The 25,346-nt window shown below is 56.8% G+C and carries 21 protein-coding genes; 14 read left to right on the top strand and 7 right to left on the bottom strand.

Features of this window, described 5'->3' with window-relative positions; genetic code table 11:
• The first annotated feature begins 73 nt into the window (after positions 1-73).
• From glyA to GS611_RS15560, 7 genes are all read left to right on the top strand, one after another.
• Positions 74-1,339, top strand: a complete 1,266-nt coding sequence (glyA, locus tag GS611_RS15590) for a serine hydroxymethyltransferase (protein WP_171637156.1) — start codon at positions 74-76, stop codon at positions 1,337-1,339.
• A gap of 161 nt (positions 1,340-1,500) precedes the next feature.
• Positions 1,501-2,256, top strand: a complete 756-nt coding sequence (locus tag GS611_RS15585; protein WP_171637155.1) for a DeoR/GlpR family DNA-binding transcription regulator — start codon at positions 1,501-1,503, stop codon at positions 2,254-2,256.
• Positions 2,257-2,313: 57 nt separating this feature from the next.
• On the top strand, positions 2,314-2,718 hold the full coding sequence (locus tag GS611_RS15580) for an FAD-dependent oxidoreductase (RefSeq protein ID WP_371732281.1): 405 nt from the start codon (positions 2,314-2,316) through the stop codon (positions 2,716-2,718).
• Entirely contained in the window at positions 2,715-3,554 is an 840-nt protein-coding gene (locus tag GS611_RS15575; protein ID WP_171637153.1) for a hypothetical protein, read from the top strand. The genes GS611_RS15580 and GS611_RS15575 overlap by 4 nt, the downstream gene beginning before the upstream one ends.
• Positions 3,555-3,823: 269 nt before the next feature.
• On the top strand, positions 3,824-4,843 hold the full coding sequence (locus GS611_RS15570; protein ID WP_171118362.1) for a putative 2-aminoethylphosphonate ABC transporter substrate-binding protein: 1,020 nt from the start codon (positions 3,824-3,826) through the stop codon (positions 4,841-4,843).
• A gap of 132 nt (positions 4,844-4,975) precedes the next feature.
• Positions 4,976-6,091, top strand: coding sequence for a putative 2-aminoethylphosphonate ABC transporter ATP-binding protein (locus GS611_RS15565; protein WP_371732276.1), 1,116 nt, complete (start codon positions 4,976-4,978; stop codon positions 6,089-6,091).
• Positions 6,088-8,109 carry a putative 2-aminoethylphosphonate ABC transporter permease subunit gene (locus GS611_RS15560; protein ID WP_171637149.1) on the top strand — a complete coding sequence of 674 codons (2,022 nt, stop codon included), beginning with the start codon at positions 6,088-6,090 and terminating at the stop codon, positions 8,107-8,109. Before GS611_RS15565 ends, GS611_RS15560 begins: the two co-directional genes overlap by 4 nt.
• Positions 8,110-8,133: 24 nt before the next feature.
• On the opposite strand, the gene GS611_RS15555 is transcribed toward GS611_RS15560, so the two are convergent.
• Positions 8,134-9,024: a LysR substrate-binding domain-containing protein gene (locus GS611_RS15555; RefSeq protein ID WP_171637147.1), complete on the bottom strand. Its 891-nt coding sequence runs from the start codon at positions 9,022-9,024 to the stop codon at positions 8,134-8,136.
• Positions 9,025-9,144: 120 nt separating this feature from the next.
• On the opposite strand from GS611_RS15555, the gene GS611_RS15550 reads away from it, so the two are divergent.
• The 6 genes from GS611_RS15550 (at position 9,145) to GS611_RS15525 (ending at position 16,692) form a co-directional block, all read left to right on the top strand.
• Positions 9,145-10,332, top strand: a complete 1,188-nt coding sequence (locus tag GS611_RS15550) for a 2-aminoethylphosphonate--pyruvate transaminase (protein WP_171637145.1) — start codon at positions 9,145-9,147, stop codon at positions 10,330-10,332.
• Positions 10,333-10,350: 18 nt separating this feature from the next.
• Positions 10,351-11,595 carry a phosphonoacetate hydrolase gene (gene phnA / locus GS611_RS15545; protein ID WP_171637143.1) on the top strand — a complete coding sequence of 415 codons (1,245 nt, stop codon included), beginning with the start codon at positions 10,351-10,353 and terminating at the stop codon, positions 11,593-11,595.
• Between the two features lie 18 nt (positions 11,596-11,613).
• Positions 11,614-13,062 carry a phosphonoacetaldehyde dehydrogenase gene (phnY, locus tag GS611_RS15540; protein ID WP_171637141.1) on the top strand — a complete coding sequence of 483 codons (1,449 nt, stop codon included), beginning with the start codon at positions 11,614-11,616 and terminating at the stop codon, positions 13,060-13,062.
• 106 nt (positions 13,063-13,168) lie between these two features.
• Complete coding sequence (locus GS611_RS15535; RefSeq protein WP_171637139.1) at positions 13,169-14,521, top strand: aspartate aminotransferase family protein; 1,353 nt, start codon at positions 13,169-13,171, stop codon at positions 14,519-14,521.
• 241 nt (positions 14,522-14,762) lie between these two features.
• A complete protein-coding gene (locus GS611_RS15530) occupies positions 14,763-16,427 on the top strand; it encodes a Na/Pi cotransporter family protein (protein WP_171637137.1) in 1,665 nt (554 codons plus the stop codon).
• Between the two features lie 85 nt (positions 16,428-16,512).
• Complete coding sequence (locus GS611_RS15525; RefSeq protein ID WP_171637136.1) at positions 16,513-16,692, top strand: hypothetical protein; 180 nt, start codon at positions 16,513-16,515, stop codon at positions 16,690-16,692.
• Between the two features lie 194 nt (positions 16,693-16,886).
• On the opposite strand, the gene GS611_RS15520 is transcribed toward GS611_RS15525, so the two are convergent.
• Entirely contained in the window at positions 16,887-17,354 is a 468-nt protein-coding gene (locus GS611_RS15520) for an Lrp/AsnC family transcriptional regulator (protein ID WP_171637228.1), read from the bottom strand.
• Positions 17,355-17,482: 128 nt separating this feature from the next.
• On the opposite strand from GS611_RS15520, the gene GS611_RS15515 reads away from it, so the two are divergent.
• Positions 17,483-20,944: an indolepyruvate ferredoxin oxidoreductase family protein gene (locus GS611_RS15515; RefSeq protein WP_171637134.1), complete on the top strand. Its 3,462-nt coding sequence runs from the start codon at positions 17,483-17,485 to the stop codon at positions 20,942-20,944.
• Between the two features lie 280 nt (positions 20,945-21,224).
• Here the strand turns inward: GS611_RS15515 and GS611_RS15510 are convergent, their stop codons facing one another.
• The 5 genes from GS611_RS15510 to GS611_RS15490 are packed head-to-tail and all read right to left on the bottom strand — an operon-like array spanning position 21,225 to position 25,308.
• Entirely contained in the window at positions 21,225-21,920 is a 696-nt protein-coding gene (locus GS611_RS15510) for an RraA family protein (protein WP_171637132.1), read from the bottom strand.
• Positions 21,917-22,612, bottom strand: a complete 696-nt coding sequence (locus GS611_RS15505) for an alpha/beta fold hydrolase (RefSeq protein ID WP_171637129.1) — start codon at positions 22,610-22,612, stop codon at positions 21,917-21,919. The genes GS611_RS15510 and GS611_RS15505 overlap by 4 nt, the downstream gene beginning before the upstream one ends.
• Positions 22,609-23,733 (bottom strand): cobalamin-independent methionine synthase II family protein, encoded by a 1,125-nt coding sequence (locus GS611_RS15500; protein WP_171637128.1) that lies wholly within the window; start codon positions 23,731-23,733, stop codon positions 22,609-22,611. The genes GS611_RS15505 and GS611_RS15500 overlap by 4 nt, the downstream gene beginning before the upstream one ends.
• A gap of 10 nt (positions 23,734-23,743) precedes the next feature.
• Entirely contained in the window at positions 23,744-24,346 is a 603-nt protein-coding gene (locus tag GS611_RS15495; RefSeq protein ID WP_170346854.1) for a trans-aconitate 2-methyltransferase, read from the bottom strand.
• Complete coding sequence (locus GS611_RS15490; RefSeq protein WP_171637126.1) at positions 24,343-25,308, bottom strand: cupin; 966 nt, start codon at positions 25,306-25,308, stop codon at positions 24,343-24,345. The genes GS611_RS15495 and GS611_RS15490 overlap by 4 nt, the downstream gene beginning before the upstream one ends.
• Between the last annotated feature and the right edge of the window lie 38 nt (positions 25,309-25,346).

The following is a 25,346-nucleotide window of genomic DNA, read 5'->3' as shown; positions in this document are numbered from 1 at the left end:
GCAATACTGATTTGCTTCGGCCAGTGGAACTCTGGAATTTTGGAGAAATCGCAATCGCATCGGAGGAGCCCAGATGTCGCGGCACTTTGAAAACCCAGTTGGGATGACCGACCCCGTCGTCGCAGAAGCTCTTGCAAACGAGAAAAAGCGCCAGCAGGACCAAATTGAGCTGATCGCGTCCGAAAATATCGTCAGCCGCGCGGTGCTGGATGCTCTCGGGCATGAGATGACCAACAAGACGCTTGAAGGGTATCCGGGAAACCGGTTCCACGGGGGCGGTCAGTTTGTCGACGTCGTCGAGCAGGCGGCAATTGACCGCGCCAGGGAACTGTTCGGATGCGACTATGCCAATGTTCAGCCCCATTCCGGCAGCCAGGCGAACCTTGCTGTTTTCTTTCTGCTGCTCAAGCCTAGCGACAGGGTTTTGTCGCTGGATCTGGCTGCCGGCGGTCATCTGAGTCACGGCCTGAAGGCCAACCTGTCGGGTCGCTGGTTCGAACCGCATCATTATGGTGTCGATGCCGAATCCGAGGTCATTGACTGCGATGCGCTGGAAAAACTGGCCGAGGAAATCCGGCCAAAGCTGCTGATCGCGGGTGGGTCTGCCTATCCACGGGAAATCGACTTCGGGCGCATGGGGCAAATCGCCAGGAAGGTTGGTGCGCATTTTCATGTGGACATGGCCCATATTGCCGGACTGGTCGCCGCGGGCGTGCATCCTTCGCCTTTTCCGCATGCGGACATTGTGACGTGCACCACGACAAAAACACTGCGTGGTCCTCGTGGCGGGCTGATCCTCACCAACAACGAGGACTGGTTCAAGAGGCTGCAATCTGCGGTTTTCCCCGGCGTTCAGGGTTCGATCCACAGCCAGGTTCTGGCGGCCAAAGCGGTTTGCCTTGCCGAAGCGCTTACGGATGAGTTCAAGGACTACGGAGCGCAGGTCAAAGCCAACGCCGCCAAACTTGCAGAAACCTTGCAGTCCCGGGGGTTGCGTATCGTGTCCGGTGGTACTGACACGCATCTGGTGCTCGTGGATCTCAGCCCCAAGGGTATCACAGGCAAACGCGCCGAGGCCGTTCTGGAAAAGGCCAATATCACGACCAACAAAAACGCGATCCCCAATGACAGCACGCGACCGTCAGAATGGGTTGGATTGCGCCTGGGCGTGAGCGCGGCAACGACCCGCGGCATGAAAGAGGCCGAGTTCGACCAGTTGGCAAACGTGATTGCGGATTTGATCGAAGCTGAGGCCGCGGGTGATACCGACGCGACAATTCCGCGCTGCAAAGCCTCGGTCGCAACGTTGTGCAAATCGTTCCCCATCTATCCAGCGTAGTCACTGCGTGCCCGGTGGCAGGTTCCATTGACCGCTTTGGACCATTGGTGTGAGCGCGTCACCGCTGCGCCATGGCAACGCATGCCTGATTGGGTGTTTGGGCTGTACCATGTTTGCAAATTTTGGCATATTCGTGCAATCCAAAACCAAAGGGCCGGCCAATGCTCGCACCTGAACGCCACGCCATCATACTGGAAGAAGTCTCGCGCCAGCCAGCGGTCTCGATCCGTTCGCTGACGGAACGGCTTGGTGTGTCACGGGAAACCGTGCGCAAGGATATTGAACAGTTGGCACTGGAGAACAAGCTTCATCAGGTGCGGGGCGGCGCGACCAGTGTTCGCAGGCGGGAACCTCCGATGGCCGACCGGGCTCAAACCAACCCGCAAGGCAAGGAACGGATTGGAGTCTATGTGGCAAGCGTGATTCCGGACGGGGCCAGCGTGATAATCGACAGCGGGTCAACGACAGTGGCGGCGGCGCAGGCTCTGGCTGCTGTGCGACAAAACCTTACAATATATACCAATGATTTGACGATTGCATCTGTGCTGGCGTCGGCGGCCGCCGAAGTCACGCTGCTGGGCGGACGGCTGGATTTTTCAGAGAATGTCACATTGGGTTTGGACACGCTCGACCACCTGTCGCGATACAATACGGAATATGCGTTGATCGGGGTCGGCGGTGTGAGCTCTCGGGCATTGTTTACGGATTTCTCACTGGAAGGCGCCAACCTGCGTCATATGATGATGCAACGGGCTCAGCGGCCGCTGATCCTGGCTGATAGCAGCAAGTTCGACGTGGTTGGTCCGATTGTGATGAAACCTCTGCCGGTGAAAGCGACTCTGGTTGTGGATGAGGAGTTGCCAAACAGCATAGCTGGCGCGCTGCAAAGCCAACCCGTAGATATTGTGAAAGCATAACGCAAAGACAGGAAAGCAATTGCCAAATTTTGCAAAGTACAAATAGGGTGAAGGGAAATCCGAATCCCTGAGTACGGAGCGACCCGATGGCTGACACCAAACTTTCGCACAGCGCAGCATGTCATTGTCGGAGGCATCATCATTGGCTGCACGGTTGCGTATCATCTGACCGGAAAGTGGCAACGTGAAGTGGTGCTTATTGAGCAGGGGCAACCAAGCCGTGGCACCACATGGCATGTGGCTGGTCTGGTTGGTCCGTTGTGCAACCAACCCGCGATGACCAACCTGATCCGCCCCTCGCCGGGGTCGCATTGCCCAGCGGGATTGAGCCCCCTAAACCGTTGCTGCCGCGATACAGATCAAGCTTTGGTCAAGTCACTGCATGCGCGCGCAAACAAGCGCGCTGAAAGTCGAAATCTGACGCAAGACAAATATTCAGTTCATATCGTCGGGCCACAATGACACTACAGGCAGTTCTCATCGTATTGACCGCAGCCGTGTTGCACGCGCTCTGGAATGCGGTTGTCAAAGGCGCGCCCGACAAAGCGGTTGTTTTGGGGTTGGTGGCGCTTGGCCACGCCGTGCCTGCGCTGATTGCGTTGCCTTTTATCGGCTTGCCGGTTTGGGCGGCGTTCCCCTTTATCATCGGCTCGACCCTGATCCACTGGGGGTACTATTGGTTTCTCAACACCGCGTACAAACATGGGGATCTGTCGGTGGTGTACCCGATCTCACGCGGGATGACGCCCATCCTGGTCACGGTGGGTGCCATTCTTTTCGCGGGTGAGTTTCTGCCGCCGATCGCGTGGGTCGGCATTGTCTGCATCTCGGCTGGGATTGGGTGCCTGTCCCTGGTCGGGCTGGGCCGAAACACAAGCTGGGTCGCCGTGGCGGCGTCGTTTGGCACGGGCCTGATGATAGCGTCCTATTCGATTGTGGACGGCATTGGTATCCGGCTGTCCGGGAATATACTGGGATACATTGCGGCATTGTTCGTTGCGGAAATTTTTGTCGCCGGATTTATCTTCGCAACCAGATGGCAGCGTTTCGTCGCACTGCCTAGGCGTTATGTCTGGGCGGGTCTGACAGGCGGCGTCATCTCTGGCGTGGCGTATGGGCTGGTGCTGTATGCGAAGACGGTCGCGCCCTTGGGCGTTGTATCCGCGCTTAGGGAAAGTTCGGTTATCTTTGCATCGCTTATTGGTGTGATGTGGTTCGGCGAAGGGCCGAAATCCAACAGGCTTCTTGCAGCGACTATTGTCGCGATCGGGATCGGACTCCTTGCGATGACACGTTGAGCGTTCTTGCGCCGCCGCGGGAAAGTTTTGAGAATTAAGCTCCTTTGACATGCCTTGATGATCTGTTGATCGTCATGGCCAGTTCCGCGCTGATCTTCCGGGGCGAGCGGATTTCATCTATAGGAGATGCTTATGACATCGAAGATATAATCGATTTTTATTGGCGTTTTTATCTGTCAAACTGCTGTCAAACAATCGGTGCACAATAATCGAGTTCTAACGCCGCGCAAGAATGGCGAAAACAACATAATTACCAACAGAGGATCACAATGAAACACAAAGCATCACTTCTCGCAGCTCTGACTATCGGTGCGCTGACGGCGACGGCGGCGGCATCGGAAACGGAACTTACAGTTTATACCGCAGTCGAGGCGGAAGACTTGGCCCGGTATGCCGAGACGTTCAATCAAAGCCACCCTGATATCAAGATCAATTGGGTTCGCGACTCGACCGGGATCATTACGGCGAAATTGCTGGCAGAACGTGATAATCCGCAGGCAGACGTTGTTTGGGGCCTGGCCGCCACGTCGCTGCTGCTGCTGAAATCAGAAGGTATGTTGGAGCCTTATGCGCCGGCCGGTGTGGAAAAGCTGGACAAAAAATTTGTTGATGGCGACAACCCCCCTGCCTGGGTCGGCATGGACGCCTGGGTTGCATCCGTCTGCTACAATACCGTCGAGGCCGAAAAGGCCGGGTTGACCCCGCCGACATCCTGGAAGGATCTCACCGATCCGATGTACAAAGATCAGGTGATCATGCCCAATCCGAACTCATCGGGCACCGGTTTCCTTGACGTGTCCAGCTGGTTGCAGATGTTCGGTGAAGAAGGTGGTTGGGAATACATGGATGCGCTGCACGAGAATATCGCGCGGTACACCCATTCAGGTTCAAAACCCTGCAAACTGGCCGCAGCAGGCGAAATCCCGATTGGCATTTCCTTTGCGTTCCGCGGGGCAAAGTCCAAAGCCGACGGCGCGCCGCTTGAGATCATCGTGCCTTCCGAGGGCGTCGGATGGGACATGGAAGCCACCGCAATTGTTGCTGGCACCGCCAATTTGGAGGCCGCGCAAAAGCTGGTGGATTTCACCGTCACCAAAGAAGCCAACGAGATGTACAACACCGGCTATGCAGTTGTCGCCTATCCGGGCGTTGCAAAACCGGTTGAGCACTTCCCAGAGGGTCTTCTGGATGCAATGATCGAAAATGATTTTGAGTTTGCCGCCAACAATCGCGCGGCAATCCTGAAGGAATGGCAGTCTCGCTATGACGGAAAGTCCGAAGCGAAGTAACCCCATTGGCAGGAGAGGTTTTCGTGCCTCTCCTGCACACCAGTCTCTTGTTCCCCGAAAAACAACTTACTCACCCGGTTTCAACCGGCCAGGACCGGCCGCGCCCGAGGTGCAGATGTGAGGACTTCTCCCGTGCTTCAGAAAACACCACCCGGTGAACTGTATCTCAGCATCCAGAATTTGTGGAAAGCGTTCGGAAGCTTTCTGGCGCTCAAGGACATCTCTTTGGAAATCAACGAGGGCGAGTTTGTCTGTTTCCTCGGCCCGTCCGGGTGCGGCAAGACCACTCTTTTGCGGGCAATCGCCGGATTGGATTTGCAGACCAAGGGTACGGTCATGCAGGATGGCAAGGACGTGTCCAATCTGCCCCCGTCCGAGCGTGATTTCGGGATCGTGTTTCAGTCCTACGCGTTGTTCCCAAATCTGACGATTGAAAAGAACATCGCTTTTGGCCTTGAAAACACCGGCCGCAGCAAATCGGATATCGCTGTTCGCGTAAACGAACTCTTGACCCTGGTTGGTCTGCCGGATCAGGGCAAGAAATATCCGGCGCAATTGTCAGGTGGTCAGCAGCAACGGATTGCGCTGGCGCGTGCCATTGCGACTAACCCCGGACTTTTGCTGCTGGACGAACCCCTGTCGGCGCTGGACGCCAAAGTGCGTGTTCATCTGCGGCACGAGATCAAGGAGTTGCAGCGCAAGCTGGGTGTGACCACCGTGATGGTGACTCACGATCAGGAAGAAGCGCTGGCGATGGCAGACCGCATCGTGGTCATGAATCATGGTGTGATCGAACAGGTGGGGCCCCCTACCGAAATCTACCGGGATCCGGCCAATCTGTTCGTTGCCGACTTTATCGGTGAAATGAACCAGATCCGGTCGCAGGTCACCAAAGGCGGACGTCTGAGCGTCGGGGAAAAGACCTTTGCCTGCCTCAGCCACAAGTTCAACGATGGAACTCCGATCATCGCGGCCATTCGACCCGAAGACATCATCCCTCATGAAGCTGGTTATCTCGACACGGGCGGCAATCGGAACTGCATAGAGGTGACGCTGGATGAGATGGAGTTCCTGGGTTCGTTCTGGCGCTGCCGCTTGAACAACGAGAAGTTCGGATCATCGGAACTGATCGCGGATTTCTCGATCAATGCCGTGCGTCGTCTGGAACTGGAAGAGGGGCGCAGCGTGGTGATTGAGCTTCCCGAGAACCGCCTTATGGCGTTTGAAGCGCCGGAGGCCAAGGCATGAGCTCGGTTTCTACCAATCAGGACAGCCTGCCTGTCGGGCCGGACATCAAGCCCAAGCTCAGCCGTGATGATATCCTGATGCGCGGCAGCATGATGGTGATCGCGCTGTATCTGGTCGTGACATTGGCGTTGCCGCTTTACACGATGCTGTCCAAGTCGTTTTCGACCTATCGGGTCGAGCTGTCCCAGTACGAGTTTCAGGTAAGTGACGACGCAGGCGTCTTCGACGGAACGATCCTGTCGGCAGACGAGTTGAACAGGCAATTGGGGGTCTATTCCGACTCTGATCTGGTGACGGGTTCGGACGGGCGCTTGCCTGTGACCGGATTCTTTCCTGATTTCAGCTTTCGCAGCCCGGTGATGTACAAGATCCGCAACACGACGGATACCGGGCGCTTTCTGGTCGGATCGACATTGAATGAACGCACCGATTGGGTCGAGCTTGATTCCAACACGTTCCGCCGGGTGCAAATGCGGCCGGTCCAGTCGCGAGGGTTGGACAATTTCATCAACTATTTCTCGACACCGGCACTGTTCAATTCGATCAAGAACTCGCTTTGGATCTCGGTCGTCAGCACCATTGTGACGGTGACACTGGCGTTTTGGTTCGCCTATGCGCTGAACCGAAGCTGCATGCGGTTCAAGGGTGTTTTTCGCCTTATCGCGATGGCACCGATCCTGGTTCCGTCGCTCTTGCCGGGCATCGCGTTGGTCTACCTGTTCGGCAATCAGGGCATGATCAAGGAGTTGCTGTTCGGTGCCAGCATTTACGGCCCCATAGGCATCGTGATCGGATCGGTTTTCTTTACCTTTCCGCACGCGTTTCTGATCATATCGACCGCGCTCGCGATATCTGACGCGCGCCTGTATGAAGCTGCGGCCAGCTTGCGGTCGACGCCATGGCGGACCTTCTGGACCGTAACCATCCCCGGGGCCCGCTATGGCCTGATCTCGGCGGCCTTTGTCGTGTTCAACCTGGTGATCACTGATTTCGGATTGCCAAAGGTCATCGGTGGTCAATTCAACGTGCTTGCTGTGGATATCTACAAACAGGTGATCGGCCAGCAGAACTTTGAAATGGGCGCCGTGGTCTCTGTGGTTCTGGTCATTCCGGCCATTCTGGCTTTTGCCATCGACCGGATGGTTCAGTCCAAGCAGGTTGCGCTGCTTTCGGCGCGTTCCGTGCCATATCAGGCGACGCCAAACCCGAAAGCTGACCGCATATTCCTGATCTATTGCAGCCTGATCGGCCTGTTCATCGTTGGTCTTCTGGCTGTGTGTCAGTTTGCGGCGCTGATCAAGTTCTGGCCCTACGACCTGAGTCTGAGCCTCAAGAACTATCAGTTCAACAGAATGGACGGCGGCGGCTGGGGGTCGTATTTCAACTCGATCAAACTGGCGTTGCTGACGGCAGTCATCGGCACGACGGTTGTGTTCTTCGGGGCCTATCTGGTTGAAAAATCAAACGGGTTCAGAACCGGCCGGTCTATTTTCCAGATGTTCGCGATGCTACCCATGGCGATCCCGGGAATGGTATTGGGGCTGTCCTACATCTTCTTCTTCAACAACCCGTCCAATCCGCTGAACGGGATTTACGGCACGATGGCGATTTTGGTGATTTGCACTGTGACGCATTTCTACACCGTATCGCACCTGACGGCCGTCACCGCGCTCAAGCAAATGGACAGAGAATTTGAGTCAGTGTCTGCCTCGCTCAAACAGCCGACAATGAAGCTGTTTGCACGGGTAACGGTTCCGGTTTGTCTGCCAGCGGTGTTGGACATCTCAATCTATCTGTTCGTCAATGCGATGACGACCGTGTCGGCAGTGGTATTCCTCTATTCTCCCAAAACGACGCTTGCGTCCATCGCGGTGCTGAACATGGATGATGCCGGGGATATCGCGCCTGCGGCGGCGATGGGCATGATGATCTTTTACACCAACGCCGCTGCCCGGATCGTTCACCTGATTGCTTCAAAAGGCATCCTGAAGCGCACTCAGGCTTGGCGAAGCCGGTAGCCAAAGGAACCGTGCCCCCGCCGGTCAGGTATCGGCGCGGGGGCTTTTTTCTTCCAGCGCGCGCTGGGCAAAGTCCATGAAGGCCCGGATGATCTTTACGTTGCGCCGTTGCGACAGCGAAATCATGCTTTCACCCATTTGCAACTTCACGTCCTTGAGCTTGATTTGTCGCAACCGATCATCATGCCCATACTCTGCCTGAGAGACAAATCCGATGCCTGCCCCCGAGGCCACAAGCTCGCGCACGGCCTCGCGCCCTTCCGCAACGATTGCAGGATTCAACGTGATACCGCGCCTTTCGGCTTCTTCTTCCAATTTCTGACGTGTTTTTGACCCGTGCTCTCTGAAAACCAGCGGCAGATCGGCCAGTTCTTCCAAAGAAAGCGAGGGTTTGGATGCCAAAAGCACGCCTTGGGCGGCAAAGGCCACGATTTCAGTGGACCCTAGGTTCAACACATCCATGTCCTTGCCGGGGGACAGGCTGCCGACAACACCAATCTCGGCATTGTACGACCGAAGTTCTTCCAAAATTTCTTCGGTGTTTCCGGACCGCACGGTGATGGTGATTTTGGGGTACTTCTTTTGAAACGACCCCAGGAAAGACGTCATGTGATGCGCTGAATCGGCGATGATCCGCAATTCCCCGTCGATTGCGGCCTTGGTTTCCGAAAGGTAGTCCTCGATCTGATCTTCGATCTCAAAATACTGCTTTGTGAACCGGTAAAGCTGTTCGCCTTCGGGGGTGAGGTTCACGCGTTTTCGTTCGCGCTGAAACAACAACAGATCGTGATCCTGTTCCAGCTTTCGAACCTGTTCGGAAATTGCCGGCTGCGTCAGAAAAAGCGCCTCGGCCGCGCGGGAAAACCCGCCATGTTTGGCCACGTAATGAAAGGCTTTGAGCTGGCTGTGTCGCATCACCGGTCCCCAATGATTTGTGCATAGGCTGCACTTATAATTAGATTGATATTTGCAATTTCACATATAGCAACCGTTGCTGCAATGGTGTTTGTGAAAACGCTGTTCTGGAGCCCGGTAATGACGCCATCCCATCCAAAAATCGAGCAACCGCGCCTCGGCGAACCGTACCTTTTGACACCCGGTCCTTTGACAACGTCCTATGCCGTAAAAGAGGCCATGCTGAAGGACTGGGGCAGCTGGGACGACGACTTTCGCGCCATGACAAAAGAGCTGCGGTCAAGCCTGCTGGACCTGCTTGGTGAAGGTGCCGACGCCTTCGATTGCGTGCCAATGCAGGGCAGCGGCTCCTTCTCGGTCGAAGCAATGCTGGCGTCGTTTATTCCGCCGGAAGGAAAGGCGCTGGTACTGGCCAATGGCGCCTATGGGCAACGTTCTGCGCAGACGCTACAGTATCTGGGCCGGGACCATATCGTGCTGGACAAGGGCGATTACCTGCCGCCACGGGGCGACGAGGTTGCGCGCATTCTCGCGGATGACCCGGCCATCACGCATGTTGTTGCCATTCACTGCGAAACCAGTTCGGGTATCTTGAACCCCGTCGAGGAAATATCCGAGGCCACATATGCAGCCGGTCGCAAGCTGTTGATCGACTCGATGTCTGCCTTTGGCGCGATCGAGCTCAGGCCCTCGGATATTCGATATGAAGCCATGGTGTCTTCGGCGAACAAGTGCATCGAGGGCGTTCCTGGCTTTGGCTTCATTGTGGCGCGCAAGAACGAGCTGAAAGCCGCAAAGGGTAACAGTCATTCCCTGTCTCTGGATGTGCACGCCCAATGGGCGCACATGAACAAGACCGGTCAGTGGCGCTTTACCCCGCCGACGCACGTGGTCGCCGCCTTCATCGAAGCGCTTCGGGCGCATGCCGCTGAAGGCGGTGTTGCCGGCCGCGGCGCACGTTACACCCGCAACCGGGACGTCATGGTTGCGGGCATGCGTGAACTGGGTTTCGAAACGCTGTTGGACAATCGTTGGCTCAGCCCGATCATCGTCACGTTCTTCTGCCCCGCCGATGAGAAATTCGTATTCGATCAGTTCTACAACCTGATGAAGGACAAAGGGTTCATTATTTACCCGGGCAAGCTGACCGTCGTCGACAGTTTCCGCGTCGGATGCATCGGTCAGATGGACGAAGACGTCATGCGCAATGTCGTGCGCGCAGCAAAGGAATCCCTGGAAGAAATGGGCGTGACAAACGCCGCTCCTCCTCTTCGGGCACTGGAAGAACGCGCCAAGCTGGCCGCTTAATCATCAAGGAAAATACAGATGACCATTCAAACCCCTGTCGAAGCAAATGAGCGCGTCTATCCGACGCCGAAGGTGCCTGCCATTGCCATCTGCCTTGATGGATGCGAGCCCGAATATCTTGATGTCGCGATTGCGAAAGGGCTGATGCCCAATCTCAAGCGGATACGCGAAGAGGGCACGGACCGACTGGCCCATTCCGTTATCCCGTCCTTCACCAACCCCAACAATCTTTCGATTGCCACCGGGCGCCCTCCGATCGTGCATGGCATCTGCGGCAACTACCTCATCGACCCCGACAGCGGTGAGGAAGTGATGATGAATGATGTCCGCTTCCTGCGTGCGCCGACCATTTTTTCCCAATTCTACGACGCAGGTTTCCGCGTGGCGATGGTAACCGCCAAGGACAAGCTGCGCGCGCTGTTGGGGGCCGGGCTGAAATTTGACGAGGGCAGGGCGGTTGCGTTTTCTTCCGAACGGTCGGGTGAAACGACGCTGGCGGAACATGGCATCGACAACGCCAGCGAATGGCTGGGCATGGACGTCCCCGAGGTCTACTCGGCAGAGCTTTCCGAATTTGTCTTTGCCGCTGGCGTCAAGCTGCTGAAAGAGTTCAAGCCCGACGTGATGTATTTGTCGACGACCGACTATATCCAGCACAAGTTTGCACCCGATCAAAAAGGCGCACTCGATTTCTATGCCATGTTCGACCGGTATCTTGGCGAGTTGGATGAATTGGGTGCGGCCATCGTGGTGACCGCGGATCACGGCATGAAGCCAAAGCATTTGGCGGATGGATCCCCCTCGGTGGTGTACGTGCAAGACCTGATGGACGAATGGCTGGGCAAGGATGCGGCGCGGGTCATTCTTCCGATTACCGATCCATACGTCGTGCATCATGGCGCGTTGGGGTCTTTTGCAACCGCTTATTTGCCTGACGGAGCAGACCAGGACGACATCATCAGCAAGCTCAAGGCGACCAGCGGCATCACTCATGTGCTGACCAAGGCCGAGGCGATCGAGCAATTCGAATTGCCAGGCGACCGCATTGGCGACATCGTGATGGTTTCCGGTGAAAACATCTGCATCGGCACGTCCGAGCATCGCCACGATCTGGCAGCACTCAAAGAACCGTTGCGCAGCCATGGTGGTTTGACCGAGCAGGAAGTTCCCTTCATCGTGAACCGTGTCATCGACCTGCCAAACCAACCCGTGCTGCGCAATTTCGATGCCTTCTTCTACGCAACAACAGCGGCGGCACAGTAAGCTATGAAAGATCAGACCATGTCGAAAATCGAAGTACGCAACGAGGGAATGCGGATCGGCGGCGAAATAGTCTTTACCGATGACACCGTTCCCGTTCTCTACCCGTACACAAACGAGGTTGTGGGTCACGTTCCAGCCGGTACAGCCGAACATGCGCGCCGGGCGTTTGAGATTGCGGCGAATTACAAACCCAAGCTGACCCGATACGAGCGCAGCCAGATCCTGCAACGGGCAGGCGAGCTGATCGGCGAAAAGCGCGACTATCTTGCGAAATGGCTGACGCTGGAGTTGGGGATCTGTCACCAGCATGCGATCTACGAAACCAAGCGCGCGCAAGACGTGTATCAATTCGCGGCGGCCGAGGCACTGAAGGATGATGGTGAGATCTTCTCCTGCGACCTGACCCACAATGGCAAGGCCCGCAAGATTTTCACCACCCGAGAACCGGTGAAAGCAATCAGCGCGATCACGCCGTTCAACCACCCGCTGAACATGGTCAGCCACAAGATCGCGCCGTCGATTGCCACCAACAATTGCATGGTTTGCAAACCGACCGAGCTGACGCCGCTGACCGCATTGACACTGGCGGACATTCTCTACGAGGCCGGCTTGCCGCCCGAGATGTTCCAGGTCGTGACAGGTTGGCCCGCCGACATTGGCGACGAAATGATCACCAATGAGCACATCGATATCATCACCTTCACCGGCGGTGTGCCCGTCGGCAAGATGATCGCCGAAAAGGGCGTCTACAAGCGTCAGGCGCTGGAACTTGGCGGCAACGACCCTCTGATCGTTCTGAATGACCTGAGTGAGGCCGATCTGGACAAGGCGGCAGCCATTGCGGTGGCGGGGGCTACCGGAAATTCCGGCCAGCGGTGTACGGCGGTCAAGCGCATTCTCGTGCAGGAAAGTGTGGCCGATACATTCGTGCCGCTGGTTCTTGAAAAGGCCAAGAAGATCAAGTTCGGCGATCCGCAAGACCCGGAAACCGAATTGGGATGCGTGATCCATGACAAGGCCGCCGAAATTTTTGAAAACCGCGTTTTTCAGGCGGAAAAAGAGGGTGCTGAAATTCTGTACCACCCCGGTCGTCAGGGGGCGCTGCTGCCGCCAATCGTCGTCGACAAGGTTCCCCATGACAGCGAGCTGGTGATGGAGGAAACCTTTGGTCCCATCGTGCCGATCGTTCGTGTGCCGGACAACGACGAAGAGGTGATGGCAATTTCAAACGGAACCGAGTTCGGCCTGTCTTCGGGTGTCTGCACCAATGATCTGAACCGGGCGATTGCCTTCATCAACGGGTTGAACGTCGGCACCTGCAACATCTGGGAACAGCCGGGTTACCGCATTGAAATGTCGCCCTTTGGCGGCATCAAGGACAGTGGAAACGGGGTGAAGGAAGGCGTCATCGAAGCGATGAAGTTTTTCACCAACGTCAAAACCTATTCGCTGCCGTGGCCTAACTGAGTCTGTTGCCCTTACTCCTTTTGCGGAAAGGGCAACACAGTTCCTCCCTGGTACTGGCGGGCCTTGCGGGGTCCGCATCTTTTGATGACGGCAAAGAGGAGCGGCGATGCCACAAATTGTCCACACTGAAGGGGAATCAAACACGTCCGAGGCGCGCAAGGCGTGGCTGCAAAAATCGATGGGGCCGAAATCATCGCCATTGCTCAAACGCGATGCGAACGTTTTCCTGCATCAATCTCTGTCCTCACCCTGCGTCAGCACCATTGCAAAGGCCGAAGGGCTCTGGATCGAAGATATCGAGGGCCGCCGGTACATGGATTTCCACGGCAACTCGGTACACCACATCGGGTATGGCCATCCCCGCTTGGTAGCCGCCATAAAGGCACAGCTTGACGATCTGCCCTTTGCGCCCCGCCGCTTTACCAATGATCCGGCGGTGGAGCTGGCTGAAAAACTGGCAGAGATCGTGCCTGGTGATCTGGGCAAAATGCTCTTTACCACTGGCGGATCCGACGCCAACGAGGTTGCCCTCAGGATCGCGCGTGCCGCCACCGGTCGTTTCAAAACAATCAGCTTCTGGGATGCCTTCCATGGCGCGGGTTTCGGCGCCGCAAGTGTCGGCGGAGAGGCGACCTTTCGCAGTCACATTGCGGGGCCCCTTTTGTCCGGTACCGAACATGTCGCCCCTTTTGCCTGCTATCGATGCCCGTACAATCATGCGGGCCCCGAAACCTGCGGGCTGGCTTGTGCGAAAATGGTCGAATATGTCCTCGAGCGCGAAGGAGATGTGGCGGCAGTCATTGCGGAACCGATGCGTGCCGTGCCCTATGTCCCTCCGCCGGGGTTCTGGAAGACGGTGCGCGAGGCATGCAACCGTCACGGGGCGCTGTTGATCATGGATGAAATCCCGACGGGTCTTGGCAAGACGGGCAGGATGTTCGCCTTTGAACATGACGAGATCATCCCGGACATCGTGACACTTGGGAAGGCGCTTGGCGGCGGCATCCTGCCTATTGCCGCCTGTGTCGCCCGTAAGCAACTAGATGTCTGCGGAGATTTTGCCATCGGGCATTACACGCACGAAAAAAACCCGGTCACCGCCCGTGCCGCTTTGACGACAATTCAGATCATCGAAGACGAAGGCCTGGTTCGTCGGTCAGCCGAACTGGGTGAACATGCCATTGGTCGCTTGATGGATGAACTTCAGAACGTTCCGATTGTCGGAGACATCCGGGGAAGGGGCCTGATGTTCGGGATCGAAATCGTCGATGATCGCGCCGACAAAACACCGGGGAACGCGTGCGCCGAACGGATCTATTATGCCTGTCTCGAGGCCGGTCTGAGCTATAAGATCAGCCAGGGGTGCGTTCTGACACTGTCACCGCCGCTGACGATCTCGCGTTTGGAACTGGACCGTGCAATCGACATCGTAATTGCTGCAATCAAGGCCGAGAGTTGACGCCCCTTACCGATCTCGTGTCACAATAGAGGATCAGGGGCCGCGCCCTTCCAGGGGCCTTGGCCAAGTTCATAGGTGACGGATGTTCCGTCAAAGCGCGGTCAAGTGCTTGCGGTGAAGCTCACAGGAGTTTACGCCTTGTAGGCCAAAATGGGATGTATCCCTTCCCTATCGCGGCCGGTAACATGAATAATTCAATGCGCCGCGACAAGCTGGGCCAAAAAGAATAACGGGGTAGAGTATGGCAATTGTCAGCTTCCTTATCAGCCTTGCCGGGGCGACGATGCTGCTGCTTTACGCGGTTCGTATGGTGCGAACCGGGATCGAGCGCAGCTATGGGGCGTCTTTCCAGCGGGTAATGACCCAACAACGCAGCTACCTTCAGGCCTCGGTGGTTGGGCTGACGATGGCGGTCGTGTTGCAAAGCTCGGCGGCTGTTGCTCTGTTGACCTCGGGGTTTGCGGCCAGTGGAATGCTCAGTTTTCCTGCTGGCCTTGCGATTGTGCTTGGCGGCGATCTGGGGTCGGCGCTGATCATCCAGATTCTTTCGTTCCGGCTGGACTGGCTTGTTCCGATGCTGTTGGCGGTTGGGGGGTATCTGTTCGTAAAGACCGACGCAAAAAAAACCCGGCAAATGGGGCGCATCCTGATGGGCGTGGCCTTTATCCTGATCTCGCTTCGGTTCCTTCGCGAGGCAATGGATCCCATTCGGGACAGCGCGTTTCTGCCCGCGGTGGCGGATTATCTGGCGCGCGACTATATCACCGCGTTTCTGGTCGGGGGCGCCTTGGCTTTCGTCATGCATTCCTCGGTGGCGGCCATCCTCATGTGTGTCACCCTTGTGCAGATCGGAGCGATCCCGTTCGCCGCCGGGATGTCTTTGGTGTTTGGCGCGAATTTCGGCTCTGCCTTCATTCCGGTCTGGCTCACCCGCGCCATGCCAGTCCAGTCCCGGCGCATTCCATATGCCAACCTGGCATTGCGTGGCAGTTGGGCTTTGGTGAGTTTGTTTGCCGCCAACATGGCTTTGCGGACCGGGTTGTTAGGAGACCCGCAAGGCGGGCAGATGCTGGTCAATGTGCATGTTTTGTTCAACCTGTCACTGCTGCTTCTGGCCTTGCCATTTTGCGGGAGATTGAAAGTTCTGTTCGAAAGGTTTTTGCCGGATCAGAAGAAGGAACTGGTTCCGCAACCGGCACGACCGGCCAGCGCATTGGACATAGGCAATGTGGCAAATCCCAGCCAGGCCCTACCAAGCCTCAAACGTGAGCTGCTGCGGATGAGCGACCTTGTCGAAACCATGTTCCGGCCTTGCCTGGAATTGTATCGCAGTGGCGACAAACAACAGATTCGAGCGGTACAGGCCATCGACGAGGACGTGAACAATTGCCTGTCCGGGATCAGGGCATTCGTTTCGGCGATTCCACCGGATGTATATGAAAAAAAAGATGAAAAATCCGCACGCGACCTGATGGAGTTCGCTATCCGGCTGGAGACGGCCGGTGATGTCGTGGCCAAGCGTTTGACCGTGTTGGCGGGTGAAATGCGGGCCAAAGGCTCGAGTTTCTCGCAGGAAGGCTGGTCGGAACTCGTTCAGATGCACGAGGGCATTCTGGCCAACATGAAGCTGGCATCAAACGTGCTTATTTCAGACGATCTGGAAAGCGCGCGCCTGCTGAGCCTTGAGAAGACCGAAATCAAACGGGTGGAACGTGAAAGCCGAAAACGACATCTGCGCCGATTGCAGCACGGGTCACGGGAAAGCTTCGAAACCAGTGATATTCATCTTGAGACGTTGCGGGCGTTCCGGGAGTTCAACAGCCATATCGCATCTATTGCTTACCCGGTGCTGTACCAGAATGGCCAGCTCCTCGAGACGCGGCTGATCGACGAAATTGCGAAATAGTCGTAAGGTTCTCTGATAAAAATCTGAAAAAGCAAAGGAACGATGCTACACTCGGGATGACGGCAGCGAACAGGAGCCGGACTCGATGCAAGCACAGGAAAAGAAAACAGGAAAATCGAAACGCGAAGCAAAAAAATGGCTTCAGTTTCGAAATTCGGTTTTGCGGCTGTTCGGCGTCGATGGAAGCTTCCGCCCAGAGGGCGGCGCAGAAGGCGGAATCCAAAAGGTTGCGGTCGAAAAGGCAACCACGTTTTACCTGCCTTGAAGCTGAATTGCGCGACGGTTTTTGGGGGCGCTCCCAGACCTGATGCGTGAAAAATTCTATGAACATCAATTCCGTGGAGTTTGGCGGGCCAAATCGTAGCTTGGGAACGGGTTCGAGTGGATCTTTCGCTTGGTGCGTTCAAAGCTTTGCAACAAAGCCGATACCAGCCGGAAAGCCCCACCCGGGAACCGATCTCAACAGGAAGGAATGGGCAGGGCGTTGCTGCGTTTGATTTCGCGCAGAACGACATTTGTTTGCGCGCTTTCCACCGCCGGCAGGCGAAACAGGAATTCTTCAAGAAAAACGTTGTAAGCCCCGATATCCTTGCAGATCACCCGCATGTGGTAATCTGCCTGCCCGGTCGTTGCGTAGCATTCCATGACTTCCGGGCGCTTCTCGATCGCTGCAATGAACCGTTCAAGATGTTCCGGATTGTGCCGGGTCAGATGAACATGCACCAGGGCCTGAAACGAAAGCCCGGCGTGTTCAGGCGACAATTCGGCACGGTACTGCGAAATCAGGCCGGCCTCTTCAAACACACGGACTCGACGCCAGCAAGCAGAGGATGACATGCCCACCCGTTGTGCAAGGTCAGCATTTGAGATGCGACAGTCCTTTTGAAGCAGCGCGAGAAGTTGGCAGTCACGTGAGTCGAGAAGCATCCGAGAAAAATACCCCAAATCGCGACAAAAGAAGAGATGATTTTTCAAGAATTCTAGGAAACGTCGGGAAGACAGAACAGATTCTTCAAAAATTTCCGGTAAAATATCCAAAAAAAGGCGAGGTGTTCATGACTGACCAGTCCCTGAAATTCGATACTTACGCCCTGTCGGACCGATACAAAGCCTCAAAGGGTCGTGTTTTCCTGACGGGAACGCAAGCTCTGGTGCGCATCATGTTAGACCAGGCCCGCAGGGACGCAGCAGCAGGAAACAACACGGCCGGGTTCATTTCCGGATATCGGGGGTCTCCTCTTGGTGGGTTGGATCTGGAGCTGTGGCGAGCGAAAGAGGAAACCGAGGCGGCCAGGATCACATTCATGCCGGCCGTAAACGAAGACCTCGGCGCAACAGCGGTTCTTGGTGCCCAGCAGGCCTCGCTTGATCCCGATTGTGAGGTCGAGGGCGTGTTTTCGATGTGGTACGGGAAGGGCCCCGGAGTTGACCGTTCAGGGGACGCGTTGCGCCATGGCAATGCATATGGCTCGTCGCCGAAGGGCGGGGTACTGGTTGTCGCGGGTGACGATCATGGCTGCGTGTCTTCTTCAATGCCGCATCAGTCCGACGTCGCCTTCATGACCTGGTTCATGCCAACGCTGAACCCGGCCAACGTGGCTGAATACCTGGAGTTCGGTGAATACGGGATCGCGCTGAGCCGATACTCGGGCACCTGGGTCGGGTTCAAGGCGATTTCGGAAACCGTGGAAAGCGGGCAATCCGTGCGGTTGAAGCCGGACCGTAAATTTACCTTGCCGGAAATAGATCTGCCGCCGGGCGGCTTGCACGTGCGCAGCGCCGATTTGCCAAGCCCGGCCATCGAGACGCGGATCGAACACAAGTTGCGGGCAGTCGAGGCTTTTGTCGAGGCGAACCCGATCGACCGGCGCATCTATGACATCAAGGATGCCCCATTCGGGATTGTCACAACGGGCAAAAGCCATCTGGACCTGATGGAAGTGCTGCGCCTTCTGGGGCTCGACGAAAGCGGATGCCGCCGTTTGGGCATCGACATCTACAAGGTCGGGATGGTTTGGCCTTTGGCGCGGCGCGATGCGCTGTCTTTCGTCCGTGGTAAAAAAGAGGTGCTGGTCGTCGAGGAAAAACGCGGGATCATCGAAAGCCAGTTCAAGGAATATTTCTATGACTGGCCGGGGGACAAACCCGAAAAGATGGTCGGAAAACACCGCGCAGCGGGCGATCCGTTGATTCCCTGGACCGGAGAGTTGAGCCCGTTGAACCTGATCCCAGTCGTTGCAGAGCGACTCGACCGTTTTTTCCCGGAAGAGGGCTTCCTTGAAAAGGCGAAGGCGCTGACGGACGAACCGCCATCCGTTCTGAATGTTCCGGGTGCGGTCAGGGCTCCGTATTTTTGCTCGGGTTGTCCCCACAACACATCCACCAAAGTCCCCGATGGAAGCATGGCTGCGTCAGGCATCGGCTGTCACGTGATGGCAAGTTGGATGAATCGCAACACGGTCGGTTATGCGCAGATGGGTGGGGAAGGTGTGCCGCATGTTGTTGCCTCGAAATTCAATGGCAACAAACATATCTTTCAAAACCTTGGCGAGGGCACTTGGTATCATTCCGGGTCGCTTGCCATTCGCCAAGCCGTGGCGGCGGGTACGAACATCACCTACAAGATCCTTTACAATGACGCAGTGGCAATGACGGGGGGGCAGCCTGTTGATGGCCCTATCAGCGTTTCCGGGATCGCCCAGACCTGTCGCGCAGAAGGTGTGGACCGGATCGCGTTGGTTTCAGACGATATTACGAAATTCGATTCCAGCGATTTTCCGGCACGAACGAGCTTTCACCCCCGGGAAGAGATGGATGCCGTGCAGCGTGAGTTGCGTGACATCCAAGGTGTGACGGTTTTAATCTACGAGCAGACCTGCGCCACCGAGAAACGTCGTCGCCGCAAGCGTGGCAAAACAGAAGACCCCAAGCGGTTTGCTTTCATCAACCCCGCGGTGTGCGAAGGCTGCGGCGATTGCTCGGTCGAAAGCAACTGTCTGAGTATCGAACCCCTGGAAACCCCATTGGGCCGCAAGCGGAAGGTCAACCTGAACTCGTGCAACAAGGACTTTTCCTGCCTGAACGGGTTTTGCCCCAGTTTCATTACCGTGGAAGGGGCAATGCGGCGAAAGGAACCCAAGCAGAAACTGGATATCCCGTCGCTTCTTGCCAAGGTTCCCGACCCGCAGCTTCCTGACCTGCACGCGCCGTACGATCTTTTGGTCGGTGGGGTCGGCGGCACCGGTGTCGTAACGGTGGGCGCCGTTCTGACGATGGCGGCGCATTTGGAAGGCAAAGGCACCAGCGTGCTGGATTTCACCGGGTTCGCCCAGAAATTCGGCACGGTTGTCGGCTATGTTCGCATTGCCCGCACGCCCGAAGAAATCAATCAGGTCCGAATTGAGGCCAATAGCGCCGACGCCGTCATCGGGTGTGACGTGGTCGTGTCTTCGGCGCCCAAAGCCTCGGTTCACTATCGCAAGGGCACAAAGGTCGTACTGAACCGTGCGGAAATGCCAACAGGCGACCTTGTTCTGCACCGCGATGCCCAGCTCAAGGTCGACGAAAGAGAAGCGTTGATACGCCGGACCGTCGGCGAAGAAAATGTCTTCGCGTTGGATGCAAACCAGTTGGCTGTGGATTTGCTGGGGGATTCGGTCTTTGCCAATACCTTGCTGTTTGGTGTCGCGTGGCAGCTGGGGAACATTCCAATCAGTGAGGTTGCAATCAAACAGGCGATCAAGCTCAATGGAACCGCGATCGAGGCCAACATAATGGCCTTTGATCTGGGGCGGGTGATCGCTGCAAACCCGCAGATGCTGAATGCGAGGGAAAAGAGCTTTTCGCAAGAAACATCGCAGCAGATAATCGATTACCGGTCCGATGAATTGGCGACCTATCACGATGACGGTTATGCGCAAAAGTACCGGGATCGCCTGGCCCGTCTGTCCGCAGCACTGCCTGACCAGATACGCGAGGAAGCGCTTTCGCTTGCGGCAAAATCCCTGTTTCGCCTCATGGCAATCAAAGACGAATACGAGGTTGCTCGGTTGCTGACATCGAAACAATTCGAGAAACAACTGCGGTCCGAGTTCGAAGGGGATTTTCGGATCAAGTACCACCTCGCGCCACCGGTTCTGAGCGGTCGCAAGGATGAACGCGGGCGACCGCGCAAGCGAAGCTTTGGTGGTTGGATGACCCCCGTTCTGAGGCTCCTTTCGCGTGCACGCAGGCTTCGCGGCGGCTGGCTTGATCCATTCCGGTTTTCAAGGGACCGCAAGCTTGAAAACGAAACCCTGGCCTGGTTTCTGGCTGTCTTGGATCGCATTGAAAAAGTCAGCCCCGAGCTGGAGGCGGAAACCTGCCTGAAAATCCTGTCAGCCCCGCTGGATATCCGCGGTTTTGGCCCGGTGCGCGAAGCGGCAACACAAACCGTACGTGCAGATGTAGATGCCATGCTGAACGTGATCGGAGAACAGCGAAGGGATGCGCAGGGCGCCGCTTTTCACAAGGTTTGATTGTTCTTTCCGGAACCTGTCTGGAAACGCGGATTGTACACGGGGCTGAACGGATCTGAACCCCCTTACACTCCGGTGTAATGGACTTCTATCTGAAACGGTCCGGTTTGCGTTCGGGCGTCACCAGCAGCGGCGCGACGCGGCCACCGGACAGACGGATGTGGGTAACACTTCGTCACGGGCATTGCGTTGGCAGAGGCCGTCTTGCTCTGGGTTGACGAGAAAGGGACTTGTAAGTGCTTTTCACCCAGCCGGCTTTCATTGTTTCCGACCCCTGCGATCAGACCCTTGCTTTTTCAAAGGCGGCCCAGGCGGTTTCGAATGCTTCGAAATCAAACGCGGGCTCGCGGGCTGCGTCCAGAACAATACGTTCTGTCGCCAAAAGTTTTTGGATGGCACCTTCCAATTGATCAACGACATCATTCGGTATGACCAATGCACCATGACGATCGGCGTGAACCAGATCACCGGGGTCAACTGTCAGACCAAAAATCGAAACCTGAGTGTCAATCTCGCGGACGTGGACGAAACCATGGCTCGGGCCGATGGAACCAGCGACAACCGGGAACCCTGAAGGCAAATCCCCGAGATCCCGCATGACACCGTTGGTCAGAGCGCCAGACATGCCGAAACCCTTGTGAACCGTCGTATTGATCTCACCCCAATATGCGCCGATGCAATCGGGATAATCCAGATCCTCGATCACGGCGATTGAATGGCCGGGTGCCTCGGCCATGTACCTGTAATAGGCCATACGTCGGGCTTTGATGACTTCGGGCGGCTCGGTCGGGGGATTGACCGCAGCAATTTTGGCGGTGCGCGCATAGCCGACGATGGCAGGCCCTTCGGGGGCCGAGCTTAGCATGGTGCCACGTGTGAACCTGTCGAACCCGCGCCTGCCCTGTGCCACCTCGATGGCATTGCAGACAGTTGGCGTATCGACTTTGCGAAGCAAAGACAAAAGGGACGGTGTCATGTGTCCTCCAGCCAGCGGGACAGCGCCGCTGTTGTTTTTTCAGGTTGTTCCAATGTCGGGAGATGGCCCGCGTCGCCGATGATCTCAAGCGCGCTTCGTGGCAACAGGTCATGCATAAGTCGGTGGCGTTCAACTGGGCAAAGCCGGTCTTCATGCCCGCACAAAACCAGAGCCCGTCCGGCATAGGCCGTCAGTGTCTCGCTTTGGTCCGGTCGGTTCATAAGTGCCTTGGACTGACGTATGAAAACGTCTGGGCCCAGGTCGGTGGCCATTGCCATGCACAGATCCAGGATCGCCCCCCGGTTCGGTCCGTCAGCCAGATACCCGGGCTTCATCTCGTCACGCATCACGGTCCTCAGCTGACCCTTGCGAACGGCGGACATCTGCGGCGTACGACGCGCTTTTACCTCTGGCTTTTCCGCCAGTGGATTAGTGTCAAGCAAGGCCAGACGGGAAACACGTTCGGGGGCTTGGCGCGTGACCTCCATCGCCACGATACCCCCCATGGACAGCCCGGCCAGCGCGAAGACCGGCGGCGCATTTCCAAGGATATCCTGGGCCATGGCCTCTATGCTGTCGTGATGAGACAACGGAAAGGTCATTACGGGCATTCTGCCCGACAGAGCATTGATCTGGGGGCCAAAAAGCCGGGCATCACACATCATGCCCGGCAACAAGATCAGAGGTTTCATGCCGAAGCCAGCTTTGCCCCTTCGGACAACGCCGCCAGCTTGGCATAGGCGATCTGGGGATCGACGGCGCCGAAACCCGCAAAAGTGCCAAAGCCGCAATCGCTGCCCGCGATCACCCGGTCCGGTCCCACGATTTCCGTGAACCGGTCAATCCGTTGGGCCACAAGTTCGGGATGTTCGACGAAATTGGTCGTGGTATCGACCACGCCGGGCACCAGAACCTTGTCATCGGGAATCTCGGCCTTGCGGTCCCGGAAGACAGTCCATTCATGGGCATGCCGCGGATTGGACGTTTCGAACAGGACATAGCGCGACTTGGTTGCCATCAGGGTGCTGAAGACCTTGTCCATGGCGATGTCGCAGCAATGAGGGCCTTCGTAGTTGCCCCAGCAAATATGTACCCGTACCCGATCCTGCGGGACGTTCTGAAGCGCGTGGTTCAGGGCCTCGACATGCATGTCGGCAATCTTGATGAACGCCTCATCCGACAGGTCGGTGAACAGCATGTGGCGTGACAGGGCAAGATCGGGGCAATCCAGTTGCAGGTCCAACCCGGCGGCGACGATGGTTTCGTATTCGTCCTTCATCGCGTCGGCCAACGCTGCCAGATAAGCCTCACGCGTAGGGTAGAAATCATTCTGCAAAAACAGCGAGATCACTCCGGGAGACGCGGCATTCATGAAACCGCGCTCGGCCCCGTGCCGCGCCATGGCCGCCTTGAGGTTGGCGATGTCCTTTTGCAACTCGCCTTGCCCTTTTGATCGCACCTCGCCCGTGCACATCGGCCTTGCGTATTGTGGCGTACCGCCGTCATCGGCCAGTCTTTGCAGAAAGCCGGGGAACATTTTCAAGTCTGCCGGCGCGTTACGAGGGCTGTCGCCCGAAAACCCGGTGTAGCGATCCTTGACATAGGTCGCATAGGAGATTTTCGAAGTTTCGCCGTCGCTGACGATATCAACACCGGCTTCGACCTGTTTGCGCACCGTTTCGGCCACGGCGTTGGCCATGCAGGCATCAAAGGCGCCTGTGTCATAGGGTTCATCGTTTTCGCGGGCAAAAATAAAATCCACGACGTCCTGCGTTCGGGGCAGAGAGCCAACATGTGTTGTTTTTACGGTCATGGGGACCTCCTTAAATTTTTCGTGCCATCAGGATCGTGTGGCTTTGGGCTTCTGGGTCCTCGGCCAGGTATCCGGTCATTTGCAGCCCGTTTTCCTCGAGACACCCGGCGTAACCGGCCGGGGACAGCGAGGCGTGGTAGACAAGCTCTGATCCCACTGTTCCGCTGACCTCTCCGGCACGAGGTCCGACGGTCAGCATGAGCATTCCCTTAGGCCGCAAATGGCGCGCCATCCGGGCGATACAGTCTTTCTGCTCATCCGCCGTAAGGTGGAAAAAGCTGTTCCAGGCGATGATGCCGTCGAACTGTTGATCCAGTTCAAAGTTCCGCATATCCGCGTTGCGCCAGTCCCCATCGGGCCAACGGTCGCGTGCAATGGCAAGCATTGCGTCGGAAAAATCGATACCCGTGACGTCAAACCCTTCGGCCATGAACCAACGTGCGATGGGGTCGCCCGAACCACAGCCCAGGTCCAATACGCGGTCACCCGGTTTCAGGCTGGCCGTGAAGCGCGCCAGCCAGCGCGCTTCGAACAGGGCTTTGGAACGGCGCCTGTCATATTCGGTGGCCTGCCGTTCATAAACCGCGTGGGTGTCATTCGGGTCCGCGTTCATCCTGTCCAGGTCGCTCCTGCCGGGTCATCGGTTGCGGTGATGCGGTACAGGCCCGCCTGTCCGGTCATCGACGGTTGAATGCCGTAGGTTTCGCCGGGAAGAACCAAGGCCGTGTCGCCCACCGAGATTGTTGTCTCGTACCCGTCGATCGCAACACGCCAGTGACCGCTGGCCGGCATCAGAACCACTGGTTTCTCGGCAGCGATCGGTTGGGTCACCGCGGACCCGCGCCCCAGAAAATCGACCTCGAATCCGGGTTTGTCCTTGATCAACGCGTTTTCGCCAATCACCTTCGCGGGCTTATTGGCCGACAACGCCATCAGATCCCAATACCGCGCAACGTATTTGCCAACCACGTCCTCGACAGGAACTTCGGGATAGCTTTTCAGTTGTTCTTCGGTCAGCACAGGCATCGGGCGGACATTATGGGGCAGGTCCTGGCCCAGTTTGGAGTCGTACAGAACGCCATTGTCGCCCAGCATCAGACCATGTGCCTGCGCATCTTCGATCACCTGAGGCGCCCATGTGACGCCGCCGCCCGCATCGTCTCCGCCTAGGATCGACATGATCATTCCGTAATCCTGTCCGACATTCTCAAAGCCCCGGAAAATCCCGGTTGGAATGTTGAAGATGTCTCCTTCCTCGGCGATGAATTCCCCGGCCGTGCCATAGCGGCCCCAGAAAAACCGCCAACGACCCTTGGCAACGAAAAAGACCTCGGCCGTGGTGTGGCTGTGCAGTGAGTTGCGGCATTTCGGCGGCTGCCCGGCCGCTCCGATGTTGAAGCCGATCTTGTCGGTGATGTGGACATGCTGGTCCGGAGATTCCGAGACGCCGCCGCCGATTATCGTGAAATTCTCTTTCTGATCGCTGCCGGGAGTATGGGCATCGATGAAAGCGGTTTTACAGGGTTGAAGCTCGCCATAGCGGACGATGCGGGAAGGGATGGGTGATTTTGTCATGACGTAGGATCCGATATTACGTTTTTGGAAAGAAAGCT

This window comes from Ruegeria sp. HKCCD6119 (genome assembly GCF_013110585.1).
Taxonomy (GTDB): Bacteria; Pseudomonadota; Alphaproteobacteria; order Rhodobacterales; family Rhodobacteraceae; genus Ruegeria.
The sequence above is the reverse complement of the archived record's forward strand: the minus strand, read 5'-3'. Positions and strand labels throughout refer to the sequence as shown.